Annotated in this window: 22 protein-coding genes and 1 pseudogene; 14 read left to right on the top strand and 9 right to left on the bottom strand. The window is 63.7% G+C overall.

What is annotated here, in order from left to right:
• Nucleotides 1-2: 2 nt before the first annotated feature.
• The 3 genes from RCH10_RS23645 to RCH10_RS23635 form a co-directional block, all read right to left on the bottom strand.
• Nucleotides 3-914, bottom strand: coding sequence for a diacylglycerol/lipid kinase family protein (locus RCH10_RS23645; RefSeq protein ID WP_409054312.1), 912 nt, complete (start codon nucleotides 912-914; stop codon nucleotides 3-5).
• Nucleotides 911-1,597, bottom strand: coding sequence for a phosphatase PAP2 family protein (locus tag RCH10_RS23640; RefSeq protein ID WP_409054311.1), 687 nt, complete (start codon nucleotides 1,595-1,597; stop codon nucleotides 911-913). Before RCH10_RS23640 ends, RCH10_RS23645 begins: the two co-directional genes overlap by 4 nt.
• A 77-nt stretch (nucleotides 1,598-1,674) precedes the next feature.
• Nucleotides 1,675-1,881: a hypothetical protein gene (locus RCH10_RS23635; RefSeq protein ID WP_409054317.1), complete on the bottom strand. Its 207-nt coding sequence runs from the start codon at nucleotides 1,879-1,881 to the stop codon at nucleotides 1,675-1,677.
• Between RCH10_RS23635 and RCH10_RS23630 the strand changes: the two genes are divergently transcribed.
• Together RCH10_RS23630 and RCH10_RS23625 are read left to right on the top strand one after the other, a co-directional pair.
• On the top strand, nucleotides 1,828-2,202 hold the full coding sequence (locus RCH10_RS23630; protein ID WP_409054316.1) for a GyrI-like domain-containing protein: 375 nt from the start codon (nucleotides 1,828-1,830) through the stop codon (nucleotides 2,200-2,202). The two genes, RCH10_RS23635 and RCH10_RS23630, sit on opposite strands and share 54 nt — an antisense overlap.
• A gap of 20 nt (nucleotides 2,203-2,222) precedes the next feature.
• Nucleotides 2,223-2,381, top strand: a complete 159-nt coding sequence (locus RCH10_RS23625; RefSeq protein ID WP_409054310.1) for a hypothetical protein — start codon at nucleotides 2,223-2,225, stop codon at nucleotides 2,379-2,381.
• Here the strand turns inward: RCH10_RS23625 and RCH10_RS23620 are convergent.
• Nucleotides 2,373-2,732, bottom strand: a complete 360-nt coding sequence (locus tag RCH10_RS23620; protein ID WP_409054309.1) for a hypothetical protein — start codon at nucleotides 2,730-2,732, stop codon at nucleotides 2,373-2,375. The genes RCH10_RS23625 and RCH10_RS23620 overlap by 9 nt on opposite strands.
• A 125-nt stretch (nucleotides 2,733-2,857) precedes the next feature.
• On the opposite strand from RCH10_RS23620, the gene RCH10_RS23615 reads away from it, so the two are divergent.
• From RCH10_RS23615 to RCH10_RS23605, 3 genes and pseudogenes are all read left to right on the top strand, one after another.
• Nucleotides 2,858-3,548, top strand: a protein-coding gene (locus RCH10_RS23615; protein ID WP_409054308.1) for an IS6 family transposase whose coding sequence is annotated in 2 segments (ribosomal slippage) — nucleotides 2,858-3,081 and nucleotides 3,080-3,548 — 693 coding nt in all. Because the reading frame shifts where the segments join, the coding sequence is not laid out codon by codon here.
• Nucleotides 3,481-4,188, top strand: a complete 708-nt coding sequence (locus RCH10_RS23610) for a Tn3 family transposase (RefSeq protein ID WP_409054315.1) — start codon at nucleotides 3,481-3,483, stop codon at nucleotides 4,186-4,188. Before RCH10_RS23615 ends, RCH10_RS23610 begins: the two co-directional genes overlap by 68 nt.
• Before the next feature lie 41 nt (nucleotides 4,189-4,229).
• Nucleotides 4,230-5,369, top strand: a pseudogene (locus tag RCH10_RS23605) (IS3 family transposase).
• A 41-nt stretch (nucleotides 5,370-5,410) separates the two neighbouring features.
• Here the strand turns inward: RCH10_RS23605 and RCH10_RS23600 are convergent.
• Nucleotides 5,411-5,605 carry a transposase gene (locus tag RCH10_RS23600; RefSeq protein ID WP_409054307.1) on the bottom strand — a complete coding sequence of 65 codons (195 nt, stop codon included), beginning with the start codon at nucleotides 5,603-5,605 and terminating at the stop codon, nucleotides 5,411-5,413.
• Between the two features lie 126 nt (nucleotides 5,606-5,731).
• Between RCH10_RS23600 and RCH10_RS23595 the strand changes: the two genes are divergently transcribed.
• Nucleotides 5,732-5,905 (top strand): hypothetical protein, encoded by a 174-nt coding sequence (locus RCH10_RS23595; RefSeq protein WP_323501568.1) that lies wholly within the window; start codon nucleotides 5,732-5,734, stop codon nucleotides 5,903-5,905.
• Between the two features lie 571 nt (nucleotides 5,906-6,476).
• Here the strand turns inward: RCH10_RS23595 and RCH10_RS23590 are convergent.
• Nucleotides 6,477-6,626, bottom strand: a complete 150-nt coding sequence (locus RCH10_RS23590; RefSeq protein WP_409054306.1) for a hypothetical protein — start codon at nucleotides 6,624-6,626, stop codon at nucleotides 6,477-6,479.
• Nucleotides 6,627-6,927: 301 nt separating this feature from the next.
• Here RCH10_RS23590 and RCH10_RS23585 point away from each other — a divergent pair, with 301 nt between their 5' ends.
• The 7 genes from RCH10_RS23585 (at nucleotide 6,928) to RCH10_RS23555 (ending at nucleotide 12,608) form a co-directional block, all read left to right on the top strand.
• Complete coding sequence (locus tag RCH10_RS23585; RefSeq protein WP_409054305.1) at nucleotides 6,928-7,221, top strand: hypothetical protein; 294 nt, start codon at nucleotides 6,928-6,930, stop codon at nucleotides 7,219-7,221.
• 247 nt (nucleotides 7,222-7,468) lie between these two features.
• Nucleotides 7,469-7,756 (top strand): hypothetical protein, encoded by a 288-nt coding sequence (locus RCH10_RS23580; RefSeq protein ID WP_323498745.1) that lies wholly within the window; start codon nucleotides 7,469-7,471, stop codon nucleotides 7,754-7,756.
• A gap of 10 nt (nucleotides 7,757-7,766) precedes the next feature.
• Nucleotides 7,767-8,942, top strand: a complete 1,176-nt coding sequence (locus RCH10_RS23575; RefSeq protein WP_409054304.1) for an ABC transporter permease — start codon at nucleotides 7,767-7,769, stop codon at nucleotides 8,940-8,942.
• Nucleotide 8,943: 1 nt separating this feature from the next.
• Nucleotides 8,944-9,786, top strand: a complete 843-nt coding sequence (locus RCH10_RS23570; protein WP_323501565.1) for an ATP-binding cassette domain-containing protein — start codon at nucleotides 8,944-8,946, stop codon at nucleotides 9,784-9,786.
• Nucleotides 9,783-10,724, top strand: coding sequence for an MlaD family protein (locus RCH10_RS23565; protein ID WP_323501564.1), 942 nt, complete (start codon nucleotides 9,783-9,785; stop codon nucleotides 10,722-10,724). The genes RCH10_RS23570 and RCH10_RS23565 overlap by 4 nt, the downstream gene beginning before the upstream one ends.
• A complete protein-coding gene (locus RCH10_RS23560) occupies nucleotides 10,721-11,395 on the top strand; it encodes an ABC-type transport auxiliary lipoprotein family protein (RefSeq protein ID WP_323498740.1) in 675 nt (224 codons plus the stop codon). The genes RCH10_RS23565 and RCH10_RS23560 overlap by 4 nt, the downstream gene beginning before the upstream one ends.
• Nucleotides 11,396-11,480: 85 nt before the next feature.
• Nucleotides 11,481-12,608, top strand: coding sequence for an alkene reductase (locus RCH10_RS23555; RefSeq protein WP_323501563.1), 1,128 nt, complete (start codon nucleotides 11,481-11,483; stop codon nucleotides 12,606-12,608).
• 76 nt (nucleotides 12,609-12,684) lie between these two features.
• Here the strand turns inward: RCH10_RS23555 and RCH10_RS23550 are convergent, their stop codons facing one another.
• Nucleotides 12,685-14,850: a copper-translocating P-type ATPase gene (locus RCH10_RS23550; protein ID WP_323501562.1), complete on the bottom strand. Its 2,166-nt coding sequence runs from the start codon at nucleotides 14,848-14,850 to the stop codon at nucleotides 12,685-12,687.
• A 20-nt stretch (nucleotides 14,851-14,870) separates the two neighbouring features.
• The gene (locus RCH10_RS23545) at nucleotides 14,871-15,419 is read right to left on the bottom strand and encodes a DNA starvation/stationary phase protection protein (RefSeq protein ID WP_323501561.1); all 549 of its coding nucleotides are present in this window, start codon (nucleotides 15,417-15,419) and stop codon (nucleotides 14,871-14,873) included.
• Between the two features lie 190 nt (nucleotides 15,420-15,609).
• On the opposite strand from RCH10_RS23545, the gene RCH10_RS23540 reads away from it, so the two are divergent.
• The gene (locus RCH10_RS23540; protein WP_323498736.1) at nucleotides 15,610-17,181 is read left to right on the top strand and encodes an oleate hydratase; all 1,572 of its coding nucleotides are present in this window, start codon (nucleotides 15,610-15,612) and stop codon (nucleotides 17,179-17,181) included.
• A gap of 45 nt (nucleotides 17,182-17,226) precedes the next feature.
• On the opposite strand, the gene dnaK is transcribed toward RCH10_RS23540, so the two are convergent.
• Nucleotides 17,227-19,173: a molecular chaperone DnaK gene (gene dnaK, locus RCH10_RS23535; RefSeq protein WP_323498735.1), complete on the bottom strand. Its 1,947-nt coding sequence runs from the start codon at nucleotides 19,171-19,173 to the stop codon at nucleotides 17,227-17,229.
• Between the last annotated feature and the right edge of the window lie 136 nt (nucleotides 19,174-19,309).

Genomic DNA, 19,309 nt, shown 5'->3' with positions numbered 1-19,309 from the left:
TCTCAAGGGCCTGGCCGATCCGACGAAACCGCGCCGAGAACCGTCAGGCAGGCCGGGCGGATGCGATAGTGCAGCGGCGGCTTCATGACGCTGGTCTCGCCGTCGGTCGCCACGCGCAGGTGATGATGACTGCTCTCGACAATGATCACGGTGCCGAGCAGAACGTCGAAATCTCGCGCCTGTTTCAACTGCCCCACGAGCGCTCGAAGCGCGAGTTGCACGAGCCGTAGGCGTCCCGCTCGCTGTGTTGCGTAAAGGCTCAGACTGCCGCCGGTCAAGCTCTCGCGGTCTCCCATAGAAAAGCCTTCCATCCGGTATTCATTGTTGCCGATGAAGACGAAAGGGGTACGCCGCCGATGCTCCATTCCCTTCACCGAAAGACAAACGCTGAGGAACGCATACTTCCGAAGCGCCGTTACGGATGCCCAAAGAAGTGCCAGCCATTTGCCGCGGCCGATGCGTTTTCGCTGTCGATCCCGCTCGTGGACGATGTCCGGGTACAGGCCTAGGCTCGAATTATTGATGAAGACGCGTCCGTTGACTTCGCCCACGTCGACTCGAGTGCGTCGCCCAGCGGCGATCTGCCTGACCGCTGCATCGAGGGCCAAGGGAAGCCCCAGATCCTTGGCAAAGTGATTAAGCGTGCCGAGCGGCAAGATCCCGAGCGCGATGTCGCCGCCCGCCAACTCTGCTGCGACCGTGCTGACGGTTCCGTCGCCGCCACCGGCGACGATGACGTCAGCGTGCTTGGAGATGGCGTCGGCGATCTTCGCGGCAATCTCCCCGCCCCCTCTGGCCAGACAAACCTCCGCGGGTATACCGGCAGACACGAACAGGCCCTGAACCTGGCGAGTGAGCGCCTCATCGTGGCCGCTCCCGGAGTTGGCATTGAGGATCACGAAGATGCGGCTCATCGCAATGAATGCGGTCGGTCCTGCCCGCGCTCAGCCAAAAGCGTATCCGGCCTGGAGCCGACTTTGCGCCAAAACGTGGTCAACGCGCTCAGGCAAAGCGCGACCCATGCGACGCCTTCGGCGAAGGCCGCACCGACGTCACTGAGGTAATGCACGCCGAGATACATCCGAGAAAACGCCACGAGCAAAATCGCCAACCCTGCTGCGGTGACAGCCAGAACCCGCCATTGGAGCGCCCGCGTTTGGCCGAACACCCAGACTACGCCGAGCCCATAAAAGATCGTGCTGGCCGCGACGTGCCCGCTCGGAAAGCTGTAGCTCGTAAGGGTAAGAAGTGGATCAGCAAAGTGTGGTCGGGCGCGATGAAATGCGAGCTTCATCAGCACGTTGAGTAGCATGCCGCCTACCACACAAAGCGCCAGCGTCGAAACGCGGCGCCACCGCCGCTTTCGGAAGGCCAGAATGCCGACGATGCTTGTGTAGAAGGTCATCGCAACGGTCGAGTGAAGTTCCGAAACTACCAACATCCAGTGCGTCGCGCCGGTGCGCGCGTGCAGGTGCAGCCATTGGGCGACCCGCTCATCCAGAACGGTCAGGCGGTCCCCCGTCACGACGTCTTCGGCAATGGAGCCGAACAGCCACGCAGCGGCGACGAGGAGTACGGCCCCAACGCCGAGTTGCATGACCAGACGAACCCGAGCCGATGGATCGCGAGCCTCAGGCACAAGGCAAACAGGTTTTGCAAAGATGATTCATACCGTCATTTGGTGGCTGCGGGCAAAACCCCGAACAGCAATAGCTGTTGATTAAGAACCGAAGGGCACACTATCACCTCCAAGTCGAGTTGCGAGAACTCCTTGGCCTTGGCCTTGGTCTGCCGATCGAAAGGGCTTTCGACCAACTCTTCGCGCGCGTGGCTGCGCTCGGGCTTGGGCGGTCCGACATGCGCATACTGACCTTGTTTCATGAGGATCCGGGTAGCGTGAAGACGGTGGCCCTCCGCTCGACGGCCGTCTTCGTGGGATGCGCACCGGCGGCGCCGGGGTCGGGTCTGACGCCGCTGATGATCGATGGTGGCTTGTTAGCGCGTCTTGCGCACACTGGCCCCTATGCAACGATGCCGGCGGCTTACCGGTGGCTGTTTGGTCACCGGCTTGCAGCAAGCGGCCGCCATCTAGGCGCCAGCCCGGTGATTGAAGAGTACCTCAACAGCCCGCGGCAGACAGCGCCGAATGACTTGCGAACCTACCTTCAAATGCCGCTCCAGCCGATTAAGACTTTGGTATAATTGAACGCGAGGTTGACAAAGTGACCAGGGCCCTGCCGCCGCTTCCGGACGAGGTACGCAAAGTCTTCAATGCCTGGCCAAGCGAAGCTCGCGCGCAGTTGCGCAAAGTGCGTGCGCTCATCTACGCGACGGCCGAGCGTACGCCCGGTGTCGGCATGCTCGAAGAAGCACTACGCTAGGGCGAGCCGGCGTACATCACCTCGCAAACGAGCAGTGGCAGCACCGTAAGGCTCGGCTGGAAACCCGCACGCCCGGAATACGTTGCGATATATTTTCATTGCCGCACAGGGCTCGTCGGAACGTTTCGCACACTTTTCCCGGGCGAGTTCGCATTCGACCGCAATCGAGCCATCCTGCTCAGGATCGGCGAGCAGTTCGATCGCAAGGCGATCGCCATGTGCATCGCGGCAGCGCTGCGCTACCACCTCGAACGCCGCTCGCGTCGATGAAGCATTGGCCTCGACTACGCTGTTAAGCGGTCGCTGTCGCCAAGCCATGGCGGTCATGGCGGTCGGCTCGATGCCGAACAACTGACATCAAGTCTGGTGCTGCCAACTGTAGTGAGCAAAGCAATGCCGCGATGCGCTCAATTTGGTTCTGTCGCGATAAGCCACATCGGCTGCTCTGCGAGGTTGGCGAATCAGGGAAGTTGACGATGAACGAAACGTTGCGCAAGGAGCTCAGGCGACTGCACTACCCGCCGGAGGTGATGCTGCTGTGCGTGCGCTGGTATGCGGCCTACCCGCTGAGCCTGCGGCACATCGAAGAGATGATGGCCGAGCGCGGCGTGTTCGTCGATCACGCTACAGTCCGTCGCTGGGCGATGAAGATCTTGCCGGTGCTGACCGCCGTGTTCCGACGACGCAAACGGCCGGTGCGCCAGTTGGCGCATGGACGAGACCTATATCAAGGTCGCCGGCCAGTGGAAGTACCTGTACCGCGAGGTCGACCGCGATGGCCACACCATCGATTTCATGTTGCGTGCCAAGAGAGACTGCGCTGCTGCACGTCGTTTCCTGGAGCGGGCCATTGGCCTGCACGATGTGCCCGAGAAGATCACCATGGACAAGAGCGGCTCCAATACGGCTGCCATCCTGAGCGTGCAGGCTGCATCTGGCGCACGCATCGAGTTGCGTCAAAGCAGATACCTCAACAACGTCCTGGAGCAGGACCACCGCGCGATCAAACGCATCGTGCGGCCGATGCTCGGATTCAAGTCCTTTCGCTGTGCACGCGTCTTCATTACCGGCATTGAATTGATGCACACGATCAAGAAGGATCAACTCGACTGCACTGAAGGCCAAGTTTCGCCTGCAGCATCGAAGTTCTACACACTGGCATTTTGAGCGCAAGGAAGCAGCCTCGCTTCACTGGGCTCCGCGGCACTACTGCGACAGAACCGACCTGCGCCGGATCATTCAGGCCGCTCAGAACAAGTGCGAGGGATTCAACAGGTTCGCGCAGTGGGCGTACTTCGGCGCCGACCCGATCGCCGAGAACGTGCGCGACGAGCAGGTCAAGATCATCAAGTACAACCACCTGATCGCCAAGCTGGTCATCTACGCTACGCGCGTTATTGGTCGGGTACTTGAGCTTAGGCTCTTTGGCGAACCAGGGGATCAGGCCCCATTGACCCACAACCAGCTCGCGTTCGAAGCGTGTCGAGTGTCGCGCGCGGCGGATGAACGGCCCGGGTGCGCGCGGGAAGATCTACTTCGGAACAAGCGGCGGCTGGTTCGTCGGTCCGAGGTGCCAGAAGCGTTCGATCTCAGCCTGGGCCGGCTTGACATAGCGATTGCACATCTTCGGATGCTAGCGGCTGGCTTTGGCGCTTGCCCAAGTCGTCCGAACAGATCGCGAATCTTTTCAAGTGGATCCTGCGGGGCCAGGCGGTCTTCGCCGAGTCCGTGGCTGCCCTTCCGGCAGCGCCTCCAAGACGAGCGCGTTGATGAGCGGCAGACCTTGTCTTCGTTCAGCATGGGCTAAAGGCAAGAGCTGGCCCCGGAAATCTGAACAGCTCGATAAGTGTGGAAACTGCTCCTGAAGGCGAGGATCTCGCCTGTGAAGATTGGAGCAAAGATGAGCAGAAGACCCGCCGCACGCACTCAGCGGCTTTCTTGGGGGTTGGTTGCGTTAGCTGCCGTTCGAGGCGACAAGACGCTTGCCGAATTGGCGCTGCAGCATGACGCACACCCCAACCAGATCACAGACTGGAAGAACCAGTTGCTCAGCCGAGCGGCCGACGTGTTCGGCGGCGAGCAGGCGACAGCGGAACCTGCGATCGATCTGAAGGCACTGCACGCGAAGATCGGCCAGCTGGCGCTGGAGAATGACTTTTTGGAAGGCGCGCTCATCAAGGCCGGCATGCTGAGCGCGAAGCGGTGATCGATCGAGGCCACGATCTGCCAATCCGGCGCCAGGCCGCACTGATGAACATCAGCCGCGGCTCGGCGTACTACACGGCCAGGCCGGTGAGCGATGACGACCTGAAGCGGATGCGCCGCATTGACGGGTTGCACCTTGAACTGCCGTTCGCCGGAGCGCGCATGCTGCGCGATCTGCTGGGAGAAGAAGGCATCGCTGCGGGCCGCAAGCGCATGACCACGCTGATGCGGCGCATGGGAATCACGGCGCTCTACAGGAAGCCCAACACCAGCAAGAAGACACCCGGGTGCACGATCTACCCGTACCTGCTGTGCACGCTGCCAGCCTCCCGCGCCAATCAGGTCTGGGCGATGGACATCAGCTACATCCCGATGGCCAGGGGCTTCGTCTACCTAGCGGCGGTGATCGACTGGTACAGCCGCCGGGTGCTGGCCTGGAAGTTGTCGATCTCGATGGACACCGTGTTTTGCACTGATGCTGTCGAGGAGGCGATCACCAGATACGGCACGCCCGAGATCTTCAACACCGACCACGGCAGCCGCACCTCAATGGACGGCAAGGGCTGCTGGCGCGACAACGTGTTCATCGAGCTACTGTGGCGATCTATCAAGTACGAGTAGGTGTACCTGCATGCCTTCGAGAACGTGAGCCAGGCCCGAACCGGAATCGGGCGATACATCGAGTTCTACAATACTCGCAGGCTGCATTCGAGCCTGCAGGCGCGCACACCCGATGTGGTGTGCAGCGACTCGGTGCAACGGCCTTCGGCCGAGGCAGCCTGACCCCGCAGGATCCACTTATAAATCTTCGGAATCTGTTCAGATCAACGGGGCCAGCTCTCTATTCCAGGCTGACCGAGTTGTTCGGCACCGGCCTGTGCCAGCCAACGCCTCACAGCCGTCTCGCCCAATCGCATGTCCCGGCACACTTGGCCGATATGGAGCCCCTGGACGCGGATCATCTGAACGACTTGCAGCTTGAAGCTCGCGTCAAAGACTCTTCGGGTTGATTTCGTCACGTTTACTGTCCAACTGATTTCCGCCCATCCGAGCGTGCGAATTCATTAGACCAGGACACTTCAATGAGACGGCGGCACCCCACGGGCGTCAACTTTAGCGGCCATTCCGCACTACACAGAATTGCGATGAACAAAAATCAAGCCAAAGGCGCGCTGGGAAACAAAGGCAGTGCCAAAGAAGCATCAGGCAAAGTCATCGGCAGCGAAAAGCTCAAAGCCGAGGGCAAAGCTGCCAGAGCCGTGCAAGAGAAAGTTGGTGATGCCAAGGATGTCGCCAAAACCCTCACCCAAAAAACCTGAAAGACGGAGTCAGTGTCCGCACTATCACCCCGCGTGCCGCTTACGTATTCCGCGTCCGAAATTGAACGCGGCCGTCTGCATGCAATTCATGTCGAAAAGGACTTCCAAAGCCTGCATGCCCACATGATTACCTGTGCTGCACGTCGAGGGGTACCGATCACGCTGCGATGCACACTCGAAGCTGCACGCACCGTCATGCTGCTACGCATCGTCGCAAGCGTGTTGTGTGCTGCTGCCTTGGGTCTGGCACTTGGAAGTTTGCTCAGACTGGTCTTTGCGGCATAGGTATGGCATGCCACGGCCGACAAGGGCGCAATCGCAAATCGAGCGAAGGACCCGGGACTGGTGGCATGAAGAGGTCGTCTATCAGATCAGGGACGCGAAACCACATTGACAAGTGATCTAGAGAGAGAACCTTGAAAAGCATTTCCAGCTTCGTGGAGCAACAAGTACGCGAGTCAGCTTTACAGCTCAACACGGTCGAAGCGAAACGCGCGCCCAAGGACCTCAACAGGCCGGGCGATCCCGCAGCGCTGCTCGAGGAAATCAAAGTTACTCGCGCACGCTTGTCTCAGGGTCTGGAGGACATACGTGGCCAGTTTCCAATTCCTGGTAACCACAAGGTGCGAGCAGGGATGGCGACGGCACGACGCCCCGTGCCTGCGACACCGCCAATGCCCACGATCAGGAACGAGACGCGCCGCACACGGTCGACAGTCATGTCGCAGACTTTGGCGACTTTCTCGCCGGCTTCGTTGTTTACTACCCTGCCGACGATGCTCTCCCTGACGCTCCAGCCTCAGCTGCGCGGTTACTTGCGATGGTCGCCTAGCGCAGGATGGGCGACCCTTCGACCTTTGCCTGCGCGCCTTGCGAAGTCGAACCCCCAAGGCGATTCCCAGCACGGCTGGCCATCAAGACGTTCCTACGGCGCGGCCCGTTCATTCGAACTTTCCGGCGGCAGAGTCCGAATGCGCCGAAAAATAGCGGCGCGCCAGCGCGATCAGCTTGGTAGTACTTGGATGTTCCATCGCCTGCCAGTGGACGACCCGGCCCACCACCAGCGGCTGGAAGCTGTCGATATAGCGACGGAAGTCGGACTGTGCCACGGGCGAGCCGGCCACCAGCAACTGGTCGACGCCGGCCAGCGCTTCGCAGATCTCGGCGAAGAACGCGTGCTCGCTGCGCGTCTTGCTGTCGTGGTGTCGCGTGTAGTGGATGTGCGATACGACCTACTCGGCCAGCATGTAGGTCGCATCGAACGTCAGGATCTGCGCGCGGTGGTGATCAATCCAGGCGATGGCATGAAACAGTGACATTAGATTCCTTGTGAGCAGTGCGTGGAGTCAATGGGGCGCGCCACCGGCGCACGGGTCCGTGCGCTGGCGCACCGACGAATCGCGCGTTCGATACGACAGTCGCATTGAGTCCTCATGCCCGCACGCCGATGCCGATTGCACGGCACGGTCATTCCGGTTGAATTCTTAAAGGTCCACCCATGCGCCAAGACAACGTCACGACCAGCTTCCGGCAACTACCCGCCCGTGCCAAGGAGATCACCTGATGGCCTACAACCTCCTCCAGCGGTTGTGCACGGCGCAGCTTCCCGAAGAGATCGTCCTGCAGGCGGACATCGACAAGCTGCAGCAGCTTCGCAGATGGGGGCTGGTGGAGGCTGACATCCCGCTGGCCATGGCGGAGTGCGGAGGGCACTGCTATGTTGGCAATGCCATCGTCATGCGCGTCACGTCGAAGGGGCGCGCGGCTGCGAAACGCAATACGCGCGCCCTGCCCTGCGGCGCCGTCGTGCGGACCGCGCGCCGGCAGAGCGCCCCCTCGCCCTTTCTCTGACGTAGCAAGCGTGGCCACACCCCGGGCCACGCCCGCCCCGCAGGCTCCGGGCCAACATGCACACGCCAGTCCCGCGGCGTTTTCGCAGGCCTCGCCACTGTCGCTCGTGTTGACCGGCCGGTGGACCGCAATCGACATGGGCAACATCGAATGCGGTCTCGATGCACTGCAGCCCGTGAGCGGCGGCGCGCTCGCCGTCAACGCGAGCGGCGTCGCCGCGCTCGATACCGCCGGCGCCTGGGTCATCCAACGCCTGCTTGAGCACGCCCGCACGTCCGGCAGCGAAGCCACCCTCAGAGGCCTGCCGCAACGGTTCGAGGCACTGATGGACCTGGCGAGCCGCCAGTTAGCCACGAAGGCGGCGCGACCTGCCATCGTGGCGCCGCCAGTACCGGGTGCCCTCGCGTTAGTGGGCCGGGGCGCCATGTCGGCGCTCCGCGAAGCGCACGACATACTCGGCTTCGTCGGCGAAATCGCGGTGTCGATCGCGCACTGCATCGTGCACCCCTCGCGCTGGCGCTGGCGGCCGGTGCTATTCAATATCCGAACTGCGGGGTTCGATGCTTTGCCCATCGTCGGCCTGCTTTCGTTCCTGCTGGGCGTAGTCGTGGCCTATCAAGGCTCGAGCCAGTTGCGGCAGTACGGCGCCAACATCTTCGTGGCCGATCTGGTGGGCATTTCGATGCTGCGGGAGTTTGCGCCGCTGATCACCGCGATCATCGTGGCCGGCCGTTCGGGCTCGGCCTACGCGGCACAGATCGGCACGATGGCCGTCACCGAGGAGATCGATGCGATGCGCACGCTCGGCATCGACCCGCAGGAGATGCTGGTGCTGCCTAAGGTCATCGCGCTGATGGTCGCGCTGCCGCTGCTCACGGTGTTCGCCGATGCACTCGGCGTGCTGGGCGGGATGGTCATGGCACGGCAACAACTTGACGTCGGCTTCGTCGACTTCCTGGACCGCTTCGCGAAGGCGGTCGTCACGTCCACCGCGCTCACCGGCATCGGCAAAGCGCCGGTCTTCGCAGGGATCATCGCGGTCGTCGGTTGCTACCAGGGCTTTCGCACCAAGGGCGGTGCGGACAGCGTGGGACGGCAGACCACGCGCAGCGTAGTGCAGTCGATCTTTCTCGTCATCGTGGCGGATGCCTTGTTCTCGATCGTGTTCAGCGCACTGGATCTATGACATGACCAGCCCCCTTCGCGCACGCGACGCGGCCATCGAGGTCGACAAGGTCGTCACGCGCTTCGGTAGCCATGTGGTGCACTCCGACGTGACGTTCACCGTCGACCGTTCGGAGATCTTCGCGCTGATCGGTGGCAGCGGCTCGGGCAAGTCGACCCTGCTGCGCGAGATCATCCTGCTGCACAAACCCGACGCCGGTTCGATCCGCGTGCTCGGCCAAGAACTGACCGGCATCGGCGAGGACGATGCTGCGGCACTGCGCCAGCGCTGGGGCGTGATGTTCCAACATGGCGGGCTGTTCGACGCCCTGACCGTCAAGGAGAACGTCGGCCTGCCGCTGCGCGAGCACACGCAGCTCGATGACGACCTGATCGACGAACTCGCGATGGCCAAGCTGGCCATGGCCGGGCTCACGGCCGAGGTCGGCGCGCAGCACCCGTCCGAGCTCAGCGGCGGCATGCTCAAACGCGCGTCGCTCGCACGGGCGCTGGCACTCGACCCCGAATTGCTCTTCCTCGACGAGCCTACGTCGGGCCTCGACCCGGTCAGCGCCGAGGGCGTGGACAACCTCGTGCTCAAATTGCGCGACCTGTTTGGACTCACGATCTTCTTGATCACGCACGACCTCGACCTGCTGTGGCAGGTGGCCGACAGGGTGGCAGTGCTAGCAGACGGCAAGGTGCAGGGCGTGGGCTCGATGACGGAGCTCTCACGACGGGACGAACCGTCGATCCGCCAGTTTTTCGACAGTGCGCGCGGACGCGCCGCGCAGGCACAGGAACAGCGCGTGGCCGCGAAGGCGCCGGCCCGCGAGAACGGGAGCACCCCATCGAAACCAAGGTGAACTACACGGTCGTCGGCGCCTTCGTGCTGCTTCTGGGCGCGGTGATGATTGCCGGCGTGCTGTGGATCGCCACGGGCGGCACGATGCAGAAGAAGTACGACACCTACCTCGCGATCGAGGACGAGTCGGTCGCAGGGCTCAACCTCAACGCCCCGGTCAAGTACAACGGCGTCGAGGTCGGCAAGGTCGGCGCCATCCAGCTCGACGCGGCAAACCCGGAGCGGGTGCACTTGAGCTTTGCGATCGAGCGCGGGACGCCGATCAAGACCGACACCGTGGCCGTGCTCAAGACGCAGGGGCTTACCGGCATCGCCTATGTCGAGCTGGGCGGCGGCAGCCGCGATGCGCCGCTGCTCCCGCCGAGCGCCGGGGCACCGTATCCGGTGATCCGCACCAAGCCTTCGCTGAGCGCCAGGCTGGAGAACGTCCTCACCACCGTTCTGACGAAGCTGGACCGCACGTCGAGCAACATCGACGCCCTGCTCAGTCCCGCGAACCGGGCCGCGCTGACGAGCGCGCTGGCCGACATCGCCACCGTGACCCGCACGATCGCCGCGCGCAAGGACGACATAGACGCCGGCATTGTGAACGCGGCGAAGACCGCGGACCACAGCGCGCGCGTGACAGCGCAGCTGGGCCCGATCGTCGAACGCATGGGACGTGCCGCCAATGCGGTCGAGAAGATGGGCAACGAAGTCGCGCTCGCGGGCACGGCCACCTCCAAGACGGTGAACGCCGTCGGCGGCGAAGCCCAGCGCTTCGCAGCCGACACGCTGCCCGAGATCCAACGCCTTGTTGGCGAATTGAGCGACCTGTCGAACTCGTTGCGGCGCCTGAGCGAACAGACCGCGCGCGACCCCGCGGGCCTCATTCGCGGACGCAGCCCGGTGCCGAACGGCCCCGGCGAAACCGACCCACAGCCAACGAGCACACCATGAACTACCCCCCCTTTTCGGGCACACGCAGGACCCTCATCGGTATCGCCGCCACGTTGGGCATGACGCTGGTCGGCGGTTGTGCCGCGCTCTTTCCGAAAGAAGCCACACCACCGGCGGTCTACGTGCTCGACGGCGGTCACACGGCGCTTGAGGCAAATGCAGCCGCAGTGTCCGCTGCCGCCGCGGCGCCGGCGCTGGTCGTCAACCCGACGCGTGCCGCACCGGGCTTCGACAGCCAGCACATCATGTATGTGCGGGTCGCCCACCAGCTCGAACATTTCGCCCACAGCGAGTGGGCCGACACCCCTGCGCGCATGCTCACACCCCTCATCGTGTCGGCCATCGAGCGCACCGGGAGCTTTCGCGCCGCCGGAGCGTCGACCAGCGGAATCGCTGCGGACTTGCGGCTCGACACGGAAGTGCTGCGACTGCAGCAGCAATTTGGCGACACGCCCAGCCACGTGCGCTTCACCTTGCGGGCCACGCTGTCGGACAACGGCACGCGCCAGGCCATCTCGTGGCAAACCTTCGATGAGACCATGCCCGCGGCAAGTGACGACCCGTACGGCGGCGTGGTCGCGGCCAATCTCGCGGTGCAGCGCGTGATGGCACAGCTCGCCCGCTACTGCGCGACGGTGGCCGCTGCGCATCCGCGTGCCACCGCACCCTGAAACCCCCGGGGGCCGGGCGTTCGGCGGCGTACAGACACCAGGGAGCGGCACGCAGAAGCTGGCATCCCATTCTAAGGAACCCGACATGCCTTCATTGTTCGACCCGATTCGCATCGGCAGCGTCACGGCAGCCAACCGCATCTTCATGGCACCGCTGACGCGGGGCCGCGCCACGCGCGACCATGTGCCGACGCCGCTCATGGCGGACTACTACGCACAGCGCGCCGGCGCTGGCCTGATCATCAGCGAGGCCACGGGCATCAGCCGCGAGGGCAGCGGCTTCCCGTGCGCGCCGGGCATCTGGACCGATGCGCAGGTCCAGGGCTGGAAGCCGGTCACGGCGGCGGTGCACGCGGCCGGCGGCCGTATCGCGCTGCAGCTTTGGCACATGGGCCGGCTGGTGCATCCGAGCTTCATCGGCGGCACGCAACCCGTCTCGGCATCGGCCACCACCGCACCGGGCGACGCCTACACATACGACCACGGCAAGCAGCCCTATGCGCAGGCGCGGCCCATGACACCCGACGACATCCGGCGCTTGCTGGACGAATACGCACTGGCGGCCCGCAATGCGATCTCCGCGGGTTTCGACGGCGTGCAGATCCATGCTGCCAATGGCTACCTGATCGACCAGTTCCTGCGCGACAACTGCAACTTCCGTGACGATGCCTATGGCGGCTCCGTGGCCAACCGCATCCGCCTGCTCGTCGAGGTCACGCAGCGCGTCGTGTACACGGTGGGTGCCGAACGCACCGGCGTGCGCCTGTCACCTAACGGCGAGGTGCAGGGCGTCAACGACAGCCATCCCGAGATCCTGTTCCCTGCCGCGGCCGCGGCGCTCGATGCGCTCGACGTCGCCTACATCGCGTTGCGCGAACCGCAGCGCAACGGCACCTTCGGACATGCCGATTCGCCGCCGGTGCACCCGGCGATTCGCAAGGTGTTCCGCGGCCCGCTGATCCTGAACTCGGACTTCACCCTGTCAGAAGCTCAGGCGGCGCTGGATGCTGGTCAGGCCGATGCCATCGCCTTCGGACGCGCGTTTATTGCCAACCCGGATCTGCCGAGGCGTTTCGCCGAACACCTTCCCCTTGCGATCGGGGATATGGCCGGCTGGTATTCGAAGGGCGCAAAGGGCTACACCGACTATCCGGATGCACCGCATGCACGGCTGGCGGCTACCACGCCCGCCAGCGCAACCGCCACTGGCTAACCCGTAAGAAGCGAGTATTGAGGCGCGACTGCGGTGCTTGCAGCGCCACGTCGCGCTGCTGTCGCATGGCGACCGCTCATTCCAACTTCAACCGTTGCAGCCGAAGCGCGTTGCCGATGACTGAAAGCGAACTCAGGCTCATGGCCACCGCGGCCAGCATCGGGCTCAGCAGGATGCCGTACCACGGGTAGAGAATGCCGGCCGCCAGCGGCACGCCTAGCAGGTTGTAGACGAAGGCGAAGAAGAGCCCGACCTTTATGTTGCGCAGCGTCGCTTCGCTGACACGACGTGCACGCACGATGCCGCCCAGGTCGCCTTTCAACAAGGTGACGCCGGCACTCTTCATCGCCACATCGGCACCGGTCCCCATGGCAATGCCGACTTGCGCCTGGGCCAGCGCTGGCGCGTCGTTGACGCCGTCGCCGGCCATTGCCACCACGCGGCCCTCCGCCTGCAGCTTCTTGATGCTGGCCGCCTTCTGATCGGGCAGAACACCGGCGACGACGTCGTCGATGCCCAGGGCCTTGCCCACGGCGTCGGCCGTGGTCTTGGCATCGCCCGTGAGCATGACGATACGCAAGCCTTCCATGCGCAGTTCCTGGATGGCCCGGGCCGCGTTTGCCTTTACGGTGTCGGCCACACCGATCAGTCCGGCGAGTTGGCCATCCACCACCACGAACATGACCGTCTGGCCGAGCTGGCGCATCGTCTCGGCGCGCGCAGCCAAGGCGCCTGGGTCCACCTGCAGGTCGGTCAGTAGCGCCGCATTGCCCAACGCGACCGGCCGGTCGTCGACGCGGCCGCTCACGCCCTTTCCTGTCTTGGCCGAAAACTCCGTGGCGCTCGCGAGTGCCAGCTTGCGCCCCTGCGCGTCGGCGACGATGGCGGCCGCCAGCGGGTGTTCGCTGCCCTGCTCCAGGCTCGCAGCCAGCCTGACGAGTGCGTCCTCGTCCAGCCCGGCAGAAGGGCCGGAGCCAGCCTGCGCGAGCACGACGGCCACGACCTTTGGACGGCCGTCGGTCAGCGTGCCGGTTTTATCGACTACCAGGGTATCGACCTTGCGCATCATCTCGATGGCCTCGGCATTCTTAAAGAGCACCCCGGCAGCCGCCGCCTTGCCCGTGGCCACCATGATCGACATCGGCGTGGCCAAGCCGAGCGCGCAGGGGCAGGCGATAATGAGCACCGCCACCGCATTGACGATACCGTGCGCCACCCGTGGCTCGGGGCCAAAGAACGCCCAGACCACCAGCGTGAGGACGGCGATGCCCAAGACAGCGGGGACAAAGTAGCCGGCCACCTGATCCGCCAGTTTCTGGATCGGCGCGCGGCTGCGCTGGGCTTCGCCCACCATGCGCACGATCTGCGCCAGCAAGGTGCCCTCCCCGACCCGGTCGGCGCGCATCAGCATCGCCCCGGTGCCATTGAGCGTGGCACCGATCAAGGGGTCTCCGGCCTTCTTTTCGACGGGCATGGATTCCCCAGTGACCAGCGACTCGTCGACGGAACTGGTGCCTTCGAGCACCACGCCATCGATGGGCACCTTCTCGCCAGGGCGCACGCGCAGCCGGTCACCCACCGCCACGGCGTCCAGCTGAACATCGGCCTCGCCACCGTCGGCTGCAACGCGGCGCGCGGTCTTGGGTGCCAAGTGCAGCAGCGCGCGGATGGCATCGTTGGTCTGGCTGCGGGCGCCAAGCTCCAGCATCTGACCCAGCAACACCAAGACGACGATCACGGCGGAGGCCTCGAAGTAGACGGCCACCGCACCGTCATGGTCGCGGAACGTCGGGGGAAAAATGGCCGGAAGAAACAACGCGACGACGCTGTAGCCATAGGCCACACCGATGCCCAGGCCGAACAGGGTGAACATGTTCAGGTTGCGGCTGACAAGCGACTGCCATGCGCGCACGAAGAAAGGCCAGGCGCCCCACAACACCACGGGCGTGGCGAGTGCGAATTCGGCCCAGGCCTCGGCTCTTGCACCGATCAAGGCACGCATCGGTGCCCCGGGCAGCATGTCCGACATGGCGAGCAGGAACACGGCAACGGCTGGCCCCACCGTCCACCGGAACCGATGCGTCATGGCCACGAGTTCCGTGTTCGGCGCCTCGTCGGCGGCGGCCACCCGGCGCTCCAGCGCCATGCCGCAGATCGGACAAGCGCCCGGTGATGCACGAACGATTTGCGCGTGCATGGGGCAGACGTACTGCGACGTCGGATCAGCGGTTTGCGGTTCCATAGCGCTCGACCTGACCGGCTTCAATGTTCGGTGGTCCCGCCGTTGCGGCTGGCCTCGAATAGGAACCAGGTGCGCCGCTCCGTCTCGTCGATCCAGCTTTCGATCAGGCTGATGGTCGCGATGTCGCGGTGCTGCTCGCAGACCCCGTGCGCCTCGCGAAGGCTCGCTGTCAGAGTCTTGTTGTCCTCGCGCAGCTCCGCCAGCATGTCCAGCGGCTCGACGTAATCGGCATCGTTGTCGAGCACCCGCTGCGTGCGGGCGATGTGGCCGATCGAGCGCAGCGTGGTTCCTCCCACCTTGCGGATGCGCTCGGCGATAGCGTCGGTCATCGCGTAGAGCTGGTCGCCCTGGTCGTCGAGCAACAGGTGGTAATCGCGGAAGTGCGGCCCGCTCATGTGCCAGTGGAAGTTCTTGGTCTTGAGGTAGATCGCGAACACATCGGCAAGGATGCCATTCATGGCGGCGGCGATGTCCCGGGTCGCGTCGCCCTTGAGGTCCGTGGGCGTGACCAGCGGCGCCTCCTGTCGTTTCATGAGGTCCCGCACTTTTTTGGCGTCTGGTGTCTTCATGTGATGTCCTTGAATCGGTTCTTGAATCGATGGCTTGCTGCAGCCTCGGGCATCCAGCAGCCCTCGTCTGTGTGTCACCGCACTCAGTTCCGAGATGCGTCCGGCGCCCTGCGTTGCCGAGCGCACAGACCGGCGGGCGTGCCGCGCTTAAGTTGGGTGCCCCAAACACACTCACGAGGAAGCTTTCAACATGACCTCGACGCGCAAGGCCTATTTCGTCGGTGGTGGCATCGGCTCTCTGGCCGGCGCCGCCTTCCTAATACGCGACGGCGGCATGCCCGGCAGCCAGATCTCGATCCTGGAGACCGGCAGCTTGCTGGGCGGCAGCCTGGACGCTGCGGGCGATGCCGATCGCGGCTACTCGATGCGCGGCGGTCGCATGCTGACCACCGACAACTACGAATGCACCTGGGACCTGTTCAAGTGCATCCCCTCGCTCACGCAGCCGGGTCGCAGCGTCTTCGAAGAAACGCTGGAATTCAACGAGAAGCATGTCTCGCACGCAATGGCGCGCCTGGTCGACCGCCGCCGCGCCAAAGTGCCGGTGTCGTCCATGGGCTTCTCGATGCAAGACCGAGTGGACCTGCTGAAGCTAGTCAATGCCGAGGAATCCTCGCTCGGCAGCAGCTGCATCACGGACCACCTGTCGCCCGGCTTTTTCGAGACGCCGTTCTGGTTAATGTGGGTCACCACGTTCGCCTTCCAGCCCTGGCACAGCGCAGTCGAGTTGCGTCGATACCTGCACCGCTTTATGCTGGAGTTCTCCCGCATCGAGACGCTCGCCGGCGTGAAGCGCACCGTGTTCAACCAGTACGACTCGATGGTCGTTCCGCTGCAGCGCTGGTTGCAAAAGCAGGGCGTGCGTTTGGTCACGGACTGCACCGTGACAGACCTGGACCACAAGACCGAAGATGGCCTGTTCGAGGCCATTGCGCTGCACTGCACAATGAATGGACAGCCCGAAATCCTGCAGCTGGAAGACGGTGACCTCGTCTTCGTCCAGAACGGCTCGATGACGGACGCATCCAGCCTGGGCTCGATGACGGCGGCACCTGCCAAGCTGAAGAAGGCGCGCAACGGCAGCTGGGCCTTGTGGGAGAAGCTGGCCGAGGGCCGGCCGGCCTTCGGCAAGCCATCAGTTTTCAACAGCTGCGTCGCCCAGTCCGACTGGGCCTCGTTCACGGTCACGCTGAAGGACCCGGCCTTCTTCGATCGGATGCAGCGCTTTTCCGGTAACGAGGCCGGTACTGGCGGGTTGGTCACTTTCAAGGACTCGAACTGGTTGATGTCCATCGTGCTGGCGCACCAGCCGCATTTCGCCAACCAGCCGGCCGGCGTGCAGGTGTTCTGGGGCTACGGGCTGTTCCCCGATCGCATTGGCAACTTCGTAGCCAAGGCGATGGCTGACTGCACCGGTGCGGAGCTGCTGCTAGAGCTCTGCGGCCACCTGCGCTTCGACCTGGAAACCATGGCCACGGCCAACTGCATCCCCTGTCGCATGCCCTACATCACCAGCATGTTCATGCCGCGCGCGCCCACAGACCGACCGCTGCCGGTGCCGCCGGGCACGAAAAACTTCGCCTTCGTCAGCCAGTTCGTCGAGATTCCGCTGGACACCGTGTTCACCGTCGAGTTCTCCGTGCGTGCGGCGCAGATGGCGGTGTACGAGTTGCTGCACATCGCCAAGGCCATCCCGCCGGTGACGCCGCACGATGCATCGTTGCATGCGAAGTTCGACGCGCTGGTCAAGGCGATGCGTTGACCCACATCGCAATCACTTGCTCAGTCCGGATGCCGCTCGCCGGATTCAGGCGCTCCTGACCTCTTTCACCTCGGCGTCGACCACGCTGTCATCGGCGGTGGCATGCGTCGCAGCTTCAGGGCTTTCGGGGCCGCTGCCCGTCGAAGCCGCCGACGCTGCCTGCTCGGACTGCGCTTTCGCGTATATCTTCTCGCCGAGCTTCTGGCTCGCCGCAGTCAGTTTCCGGGTCTCTTCCTCGATCGCAGCCCTGTCTTCTCCCTCTAGGGCTTCTTCCAGCTTTTTGATCGTGCTTTCCATCGATTGCTTCTCGGCGGCTTCGAGGTGAGCGCCCTGCTCGGCGAGCGTCTTCTTCGCGCTGTGGACGGTGGCCTCGGCCTGGTTGCGAGCCTGGGCGAGTTCGACCTTTTTCCTGTCGTCCATTGCGTTCAGTTCCGCGTCCTTCACCATCTTCTGGATCTCGGCTTCCGAGAGGCCTGAGTTGGCCTTGATGGTGATCTTGTTTTCCTTGCCGGTGCCCTTGTCCTTGGCGCCGACGTGCAGGATGCCGTTGGCATCGATGTCGAAGCTCACCTCGATCTGCGGCGTGCCACGCGCCGCCGGCGGAATGCCCTCGAGGCTGAATTCCCCCAGCGCCTTGTTGCCCGAGGCGATCTCACGCTCGCCCTGGAAAACCTTGACGGTCACGGCCGGCTGGTTGTCGTCTGCCGTGGAAAAAGTCTGCGCGAACTTCGTCGGGATCGTAGTGTTCTTGGCGATCATCTTGCTCATCACGCCGCCCATCGTCTCGATGCCCAGCGACAGCGGGGTCACGTCGAGCAGCAGCACGTCCTTGCGGTCGCCCGAGAGCACCTGGCCCTGGATGGCGGCGCCGACGGCCACGGCTTCATCCGGGTTCACGTCCTTGCGTGGCTCCTTGCCGAAGAACTCCTTGACCTTCTCCTGCACCTTGGGCATGCGGGTCATGCCGCCGACCAGGATGACGTCGTTGATATCGCCCACGCTCACGCCGGCATCCTTGATGGCAGCCCGGCATGGCGCGATGGTGCGCTCGATCAGTGCCTCGACCAGGCTTTCGAGCTTGGCGCGGGTGAGCTTGATGTTCAGGTGCTTCGGACCCCCTGCGTCGGCTGTCACGTAAGGCAGGTTGATGTCTGTCGAGGCGCTGCCAGACAGTTCTATCTTGGCTTTTTCCGCCGCGTCCTTCAGGCGCTGCAGGGCGAGCACGTCCTTGGTCAGATCGACACCCTGCTCCTTCTTGAATTCGGTCACCAGGAAGTCGATGATGCGCTGGTCGAAATCTTCGCCGCCCAAGAAAGTGTCGCCGTTGGTCGATAGCACTTCGAACTGCTTTTCGCTATCGGCGCTCGAGATCTCGATGATCGACACGTCGAAGGTGCCGCCGCCCAGGTCGTAGACGGCGATCTTGCGGTCGCCCTTGTCATGTTTGTCCAGGCCGAAGGCCAACGCTGCAGCGGTGGGCTCGTTGATGATGCGTTTGACATCGAGACCCGCGATGCGGCCGGCGTCCTTGGTCGCCTGGCGCTGCGCGTCGTTGAAGTACGCGGGCACTGTGATGACGGCCTCGGTTACCGGCTCACCCAGGTAGTCCTCGGCGGTCTTCTTCATCTTGCGCAAAATCTCGGCACTGACCTGCTGGGGCGCCAGCTTCTTGCCCCGCACGTCGACCCAGGCGTCGCCGTTGTCGGCCTTGCAGATGCTGTAGGGCATCAGGTCGATGTCCTTCTGCACTTCCTTCTCCTCGAACTTGCGTCCGATGAGACGCTTGACGGCGTAGATCGTGTTCTTGGCATTGGTGACCGCCTGGCGCTTGGCTGAGGCACCGACTAGGACTTCACCGTCTTCCTGGTACGCGACGATCGAGGGAGTGGTGCGCGCACCTTCCGAGTTCTCGATCACACGCGCAGTGTTGCCTTCCATGATCGACACGCATGAGTTGGTAGTGCCGAGGTCGATGCCGATGATTCTGGACATGATGTGATTGCTCCTTCAGTGGGATAAATGGGTCGTCGCGAACTTCAATTAGTCTGCGCGGATGCACGGCAACCGTCTGTGGGCCACCGCACGATGCATTCGGGTCGCATGGGCTCGTTGGCACGCCGTTGTGCGG

The sequence above is a fragment of the Variovorax sp. GrIS 2.14 genome (genome assembly GCF_046115955.1).
Classification (GTDB): Bacteria; Pseudomonadota; Gammaproteobacteria; order Burkholderiales; family Burkholderiaceae_C; genus Variovorax.
The sequence above is the reverse complement of the archived record's forward strand: the minus strand, read 5'-3'. Positions and strand labels throughout refer to the sequence as shown.

Bases quoted from the DNA above. Each gene is read 5' to 3' on its own strand.
- RCH10_RS23550 (WP_323501562.1), bottom strand. From the start codon at position 14,850: ATGGAACCGCAAACCGCTGATCCGACGTCGCAGTACGTCTGCCCCATG.
- RCH10_RS23590 (WP_409054306.1), bottom strand. From the start codon at position 6,626: ATGACTGTCGACCGTGTGCGGCGCGTCTCGTTCCTGATCGTGGGCATT.
- RCH10_RS23570 (WP_323501565.1), top strand. From the start codon at position 8,944: ATGACCAGCCCCCTTCGCGCACGCGACGCGGCCATCGAGGTCGACAAG.
- RCH10_RS23585 (WP_409054305.1), top strand. From the start codon at position 6,928: ATGTTCCATCGCCTGCCAGTGGACGACCCGGCCCACCACCAGCGGCTG.
- RCH10_RS23595 (WP_323501568.1), top strand. From the start codon at position 5,732: ATGAACAAAAATCAAGCCAAAGGCGCGCTGGGAAACAAAGGCAGTGCC.
- RCH10_RS23540 (WP_323498736.1), top strand. From the start codon at position 15,610: ATGACCTCGACGCGCAAGGCCTATTTCGTCGGTGGTGGCATCGGCTCT.
- RCH10_RS23635 (WP_409054317.1), bottom strand. From the start codon at position 1,881: ATGAAACAAGGTCAGTATGCGCATGTCGGACCGCCCAAGCCCGAGCGC.
- RCH10_RS23640 (WP_409054311.1), bottom strand. From the start codon at position 1,597: ATGCAACTCGGCGTTGGGGCCGTACTCCTCGTCGCCGCTGCGTGGCTG.
- RCH10_RS23555 (WP_323501563.1), top strand. From the start codon at position 11,481: ATGCCTTCATTGTTCGACCCGATTCGCATCGGCAGCGTCACGGCAGCC.
- RCH10_RS23580 (WP_323498745.1), top strand. From the start codon at position 7,469: ATGGCCTACAACCTCCTCCAGCGGTTGTGCACGGCGCAGCTTCCCGAA.
- RCH10_RS23645 (WP_409054312.1), bottom strand. From the start codon at position 914: ATGAGCCGCATCTTCGTGATCCTCAATGCCAACTCCGGGAGCGGCCAC.
- dnaK (WP_323498735.1), bottom strand. From the start codon at position 19,173: ATGTCCAGAATCATCGGCATCGACCTCGGCACTACCAACTCATGCGTG.
- RCH10_RS23545 (WP_323501561.1), bottom strand. From the start codon at position 15,419: ATGAAGACACCAGACGCCAAAAAAGTGCGGGACCTCATGAAACGACAG.
- RCH10_RS23560 (WP_323498740.1), top strand. From the start codon at position 10,721: ATGAACTACCCCCCCTTTTCGGGCACACGCAGGACCCTCATCGGTATC.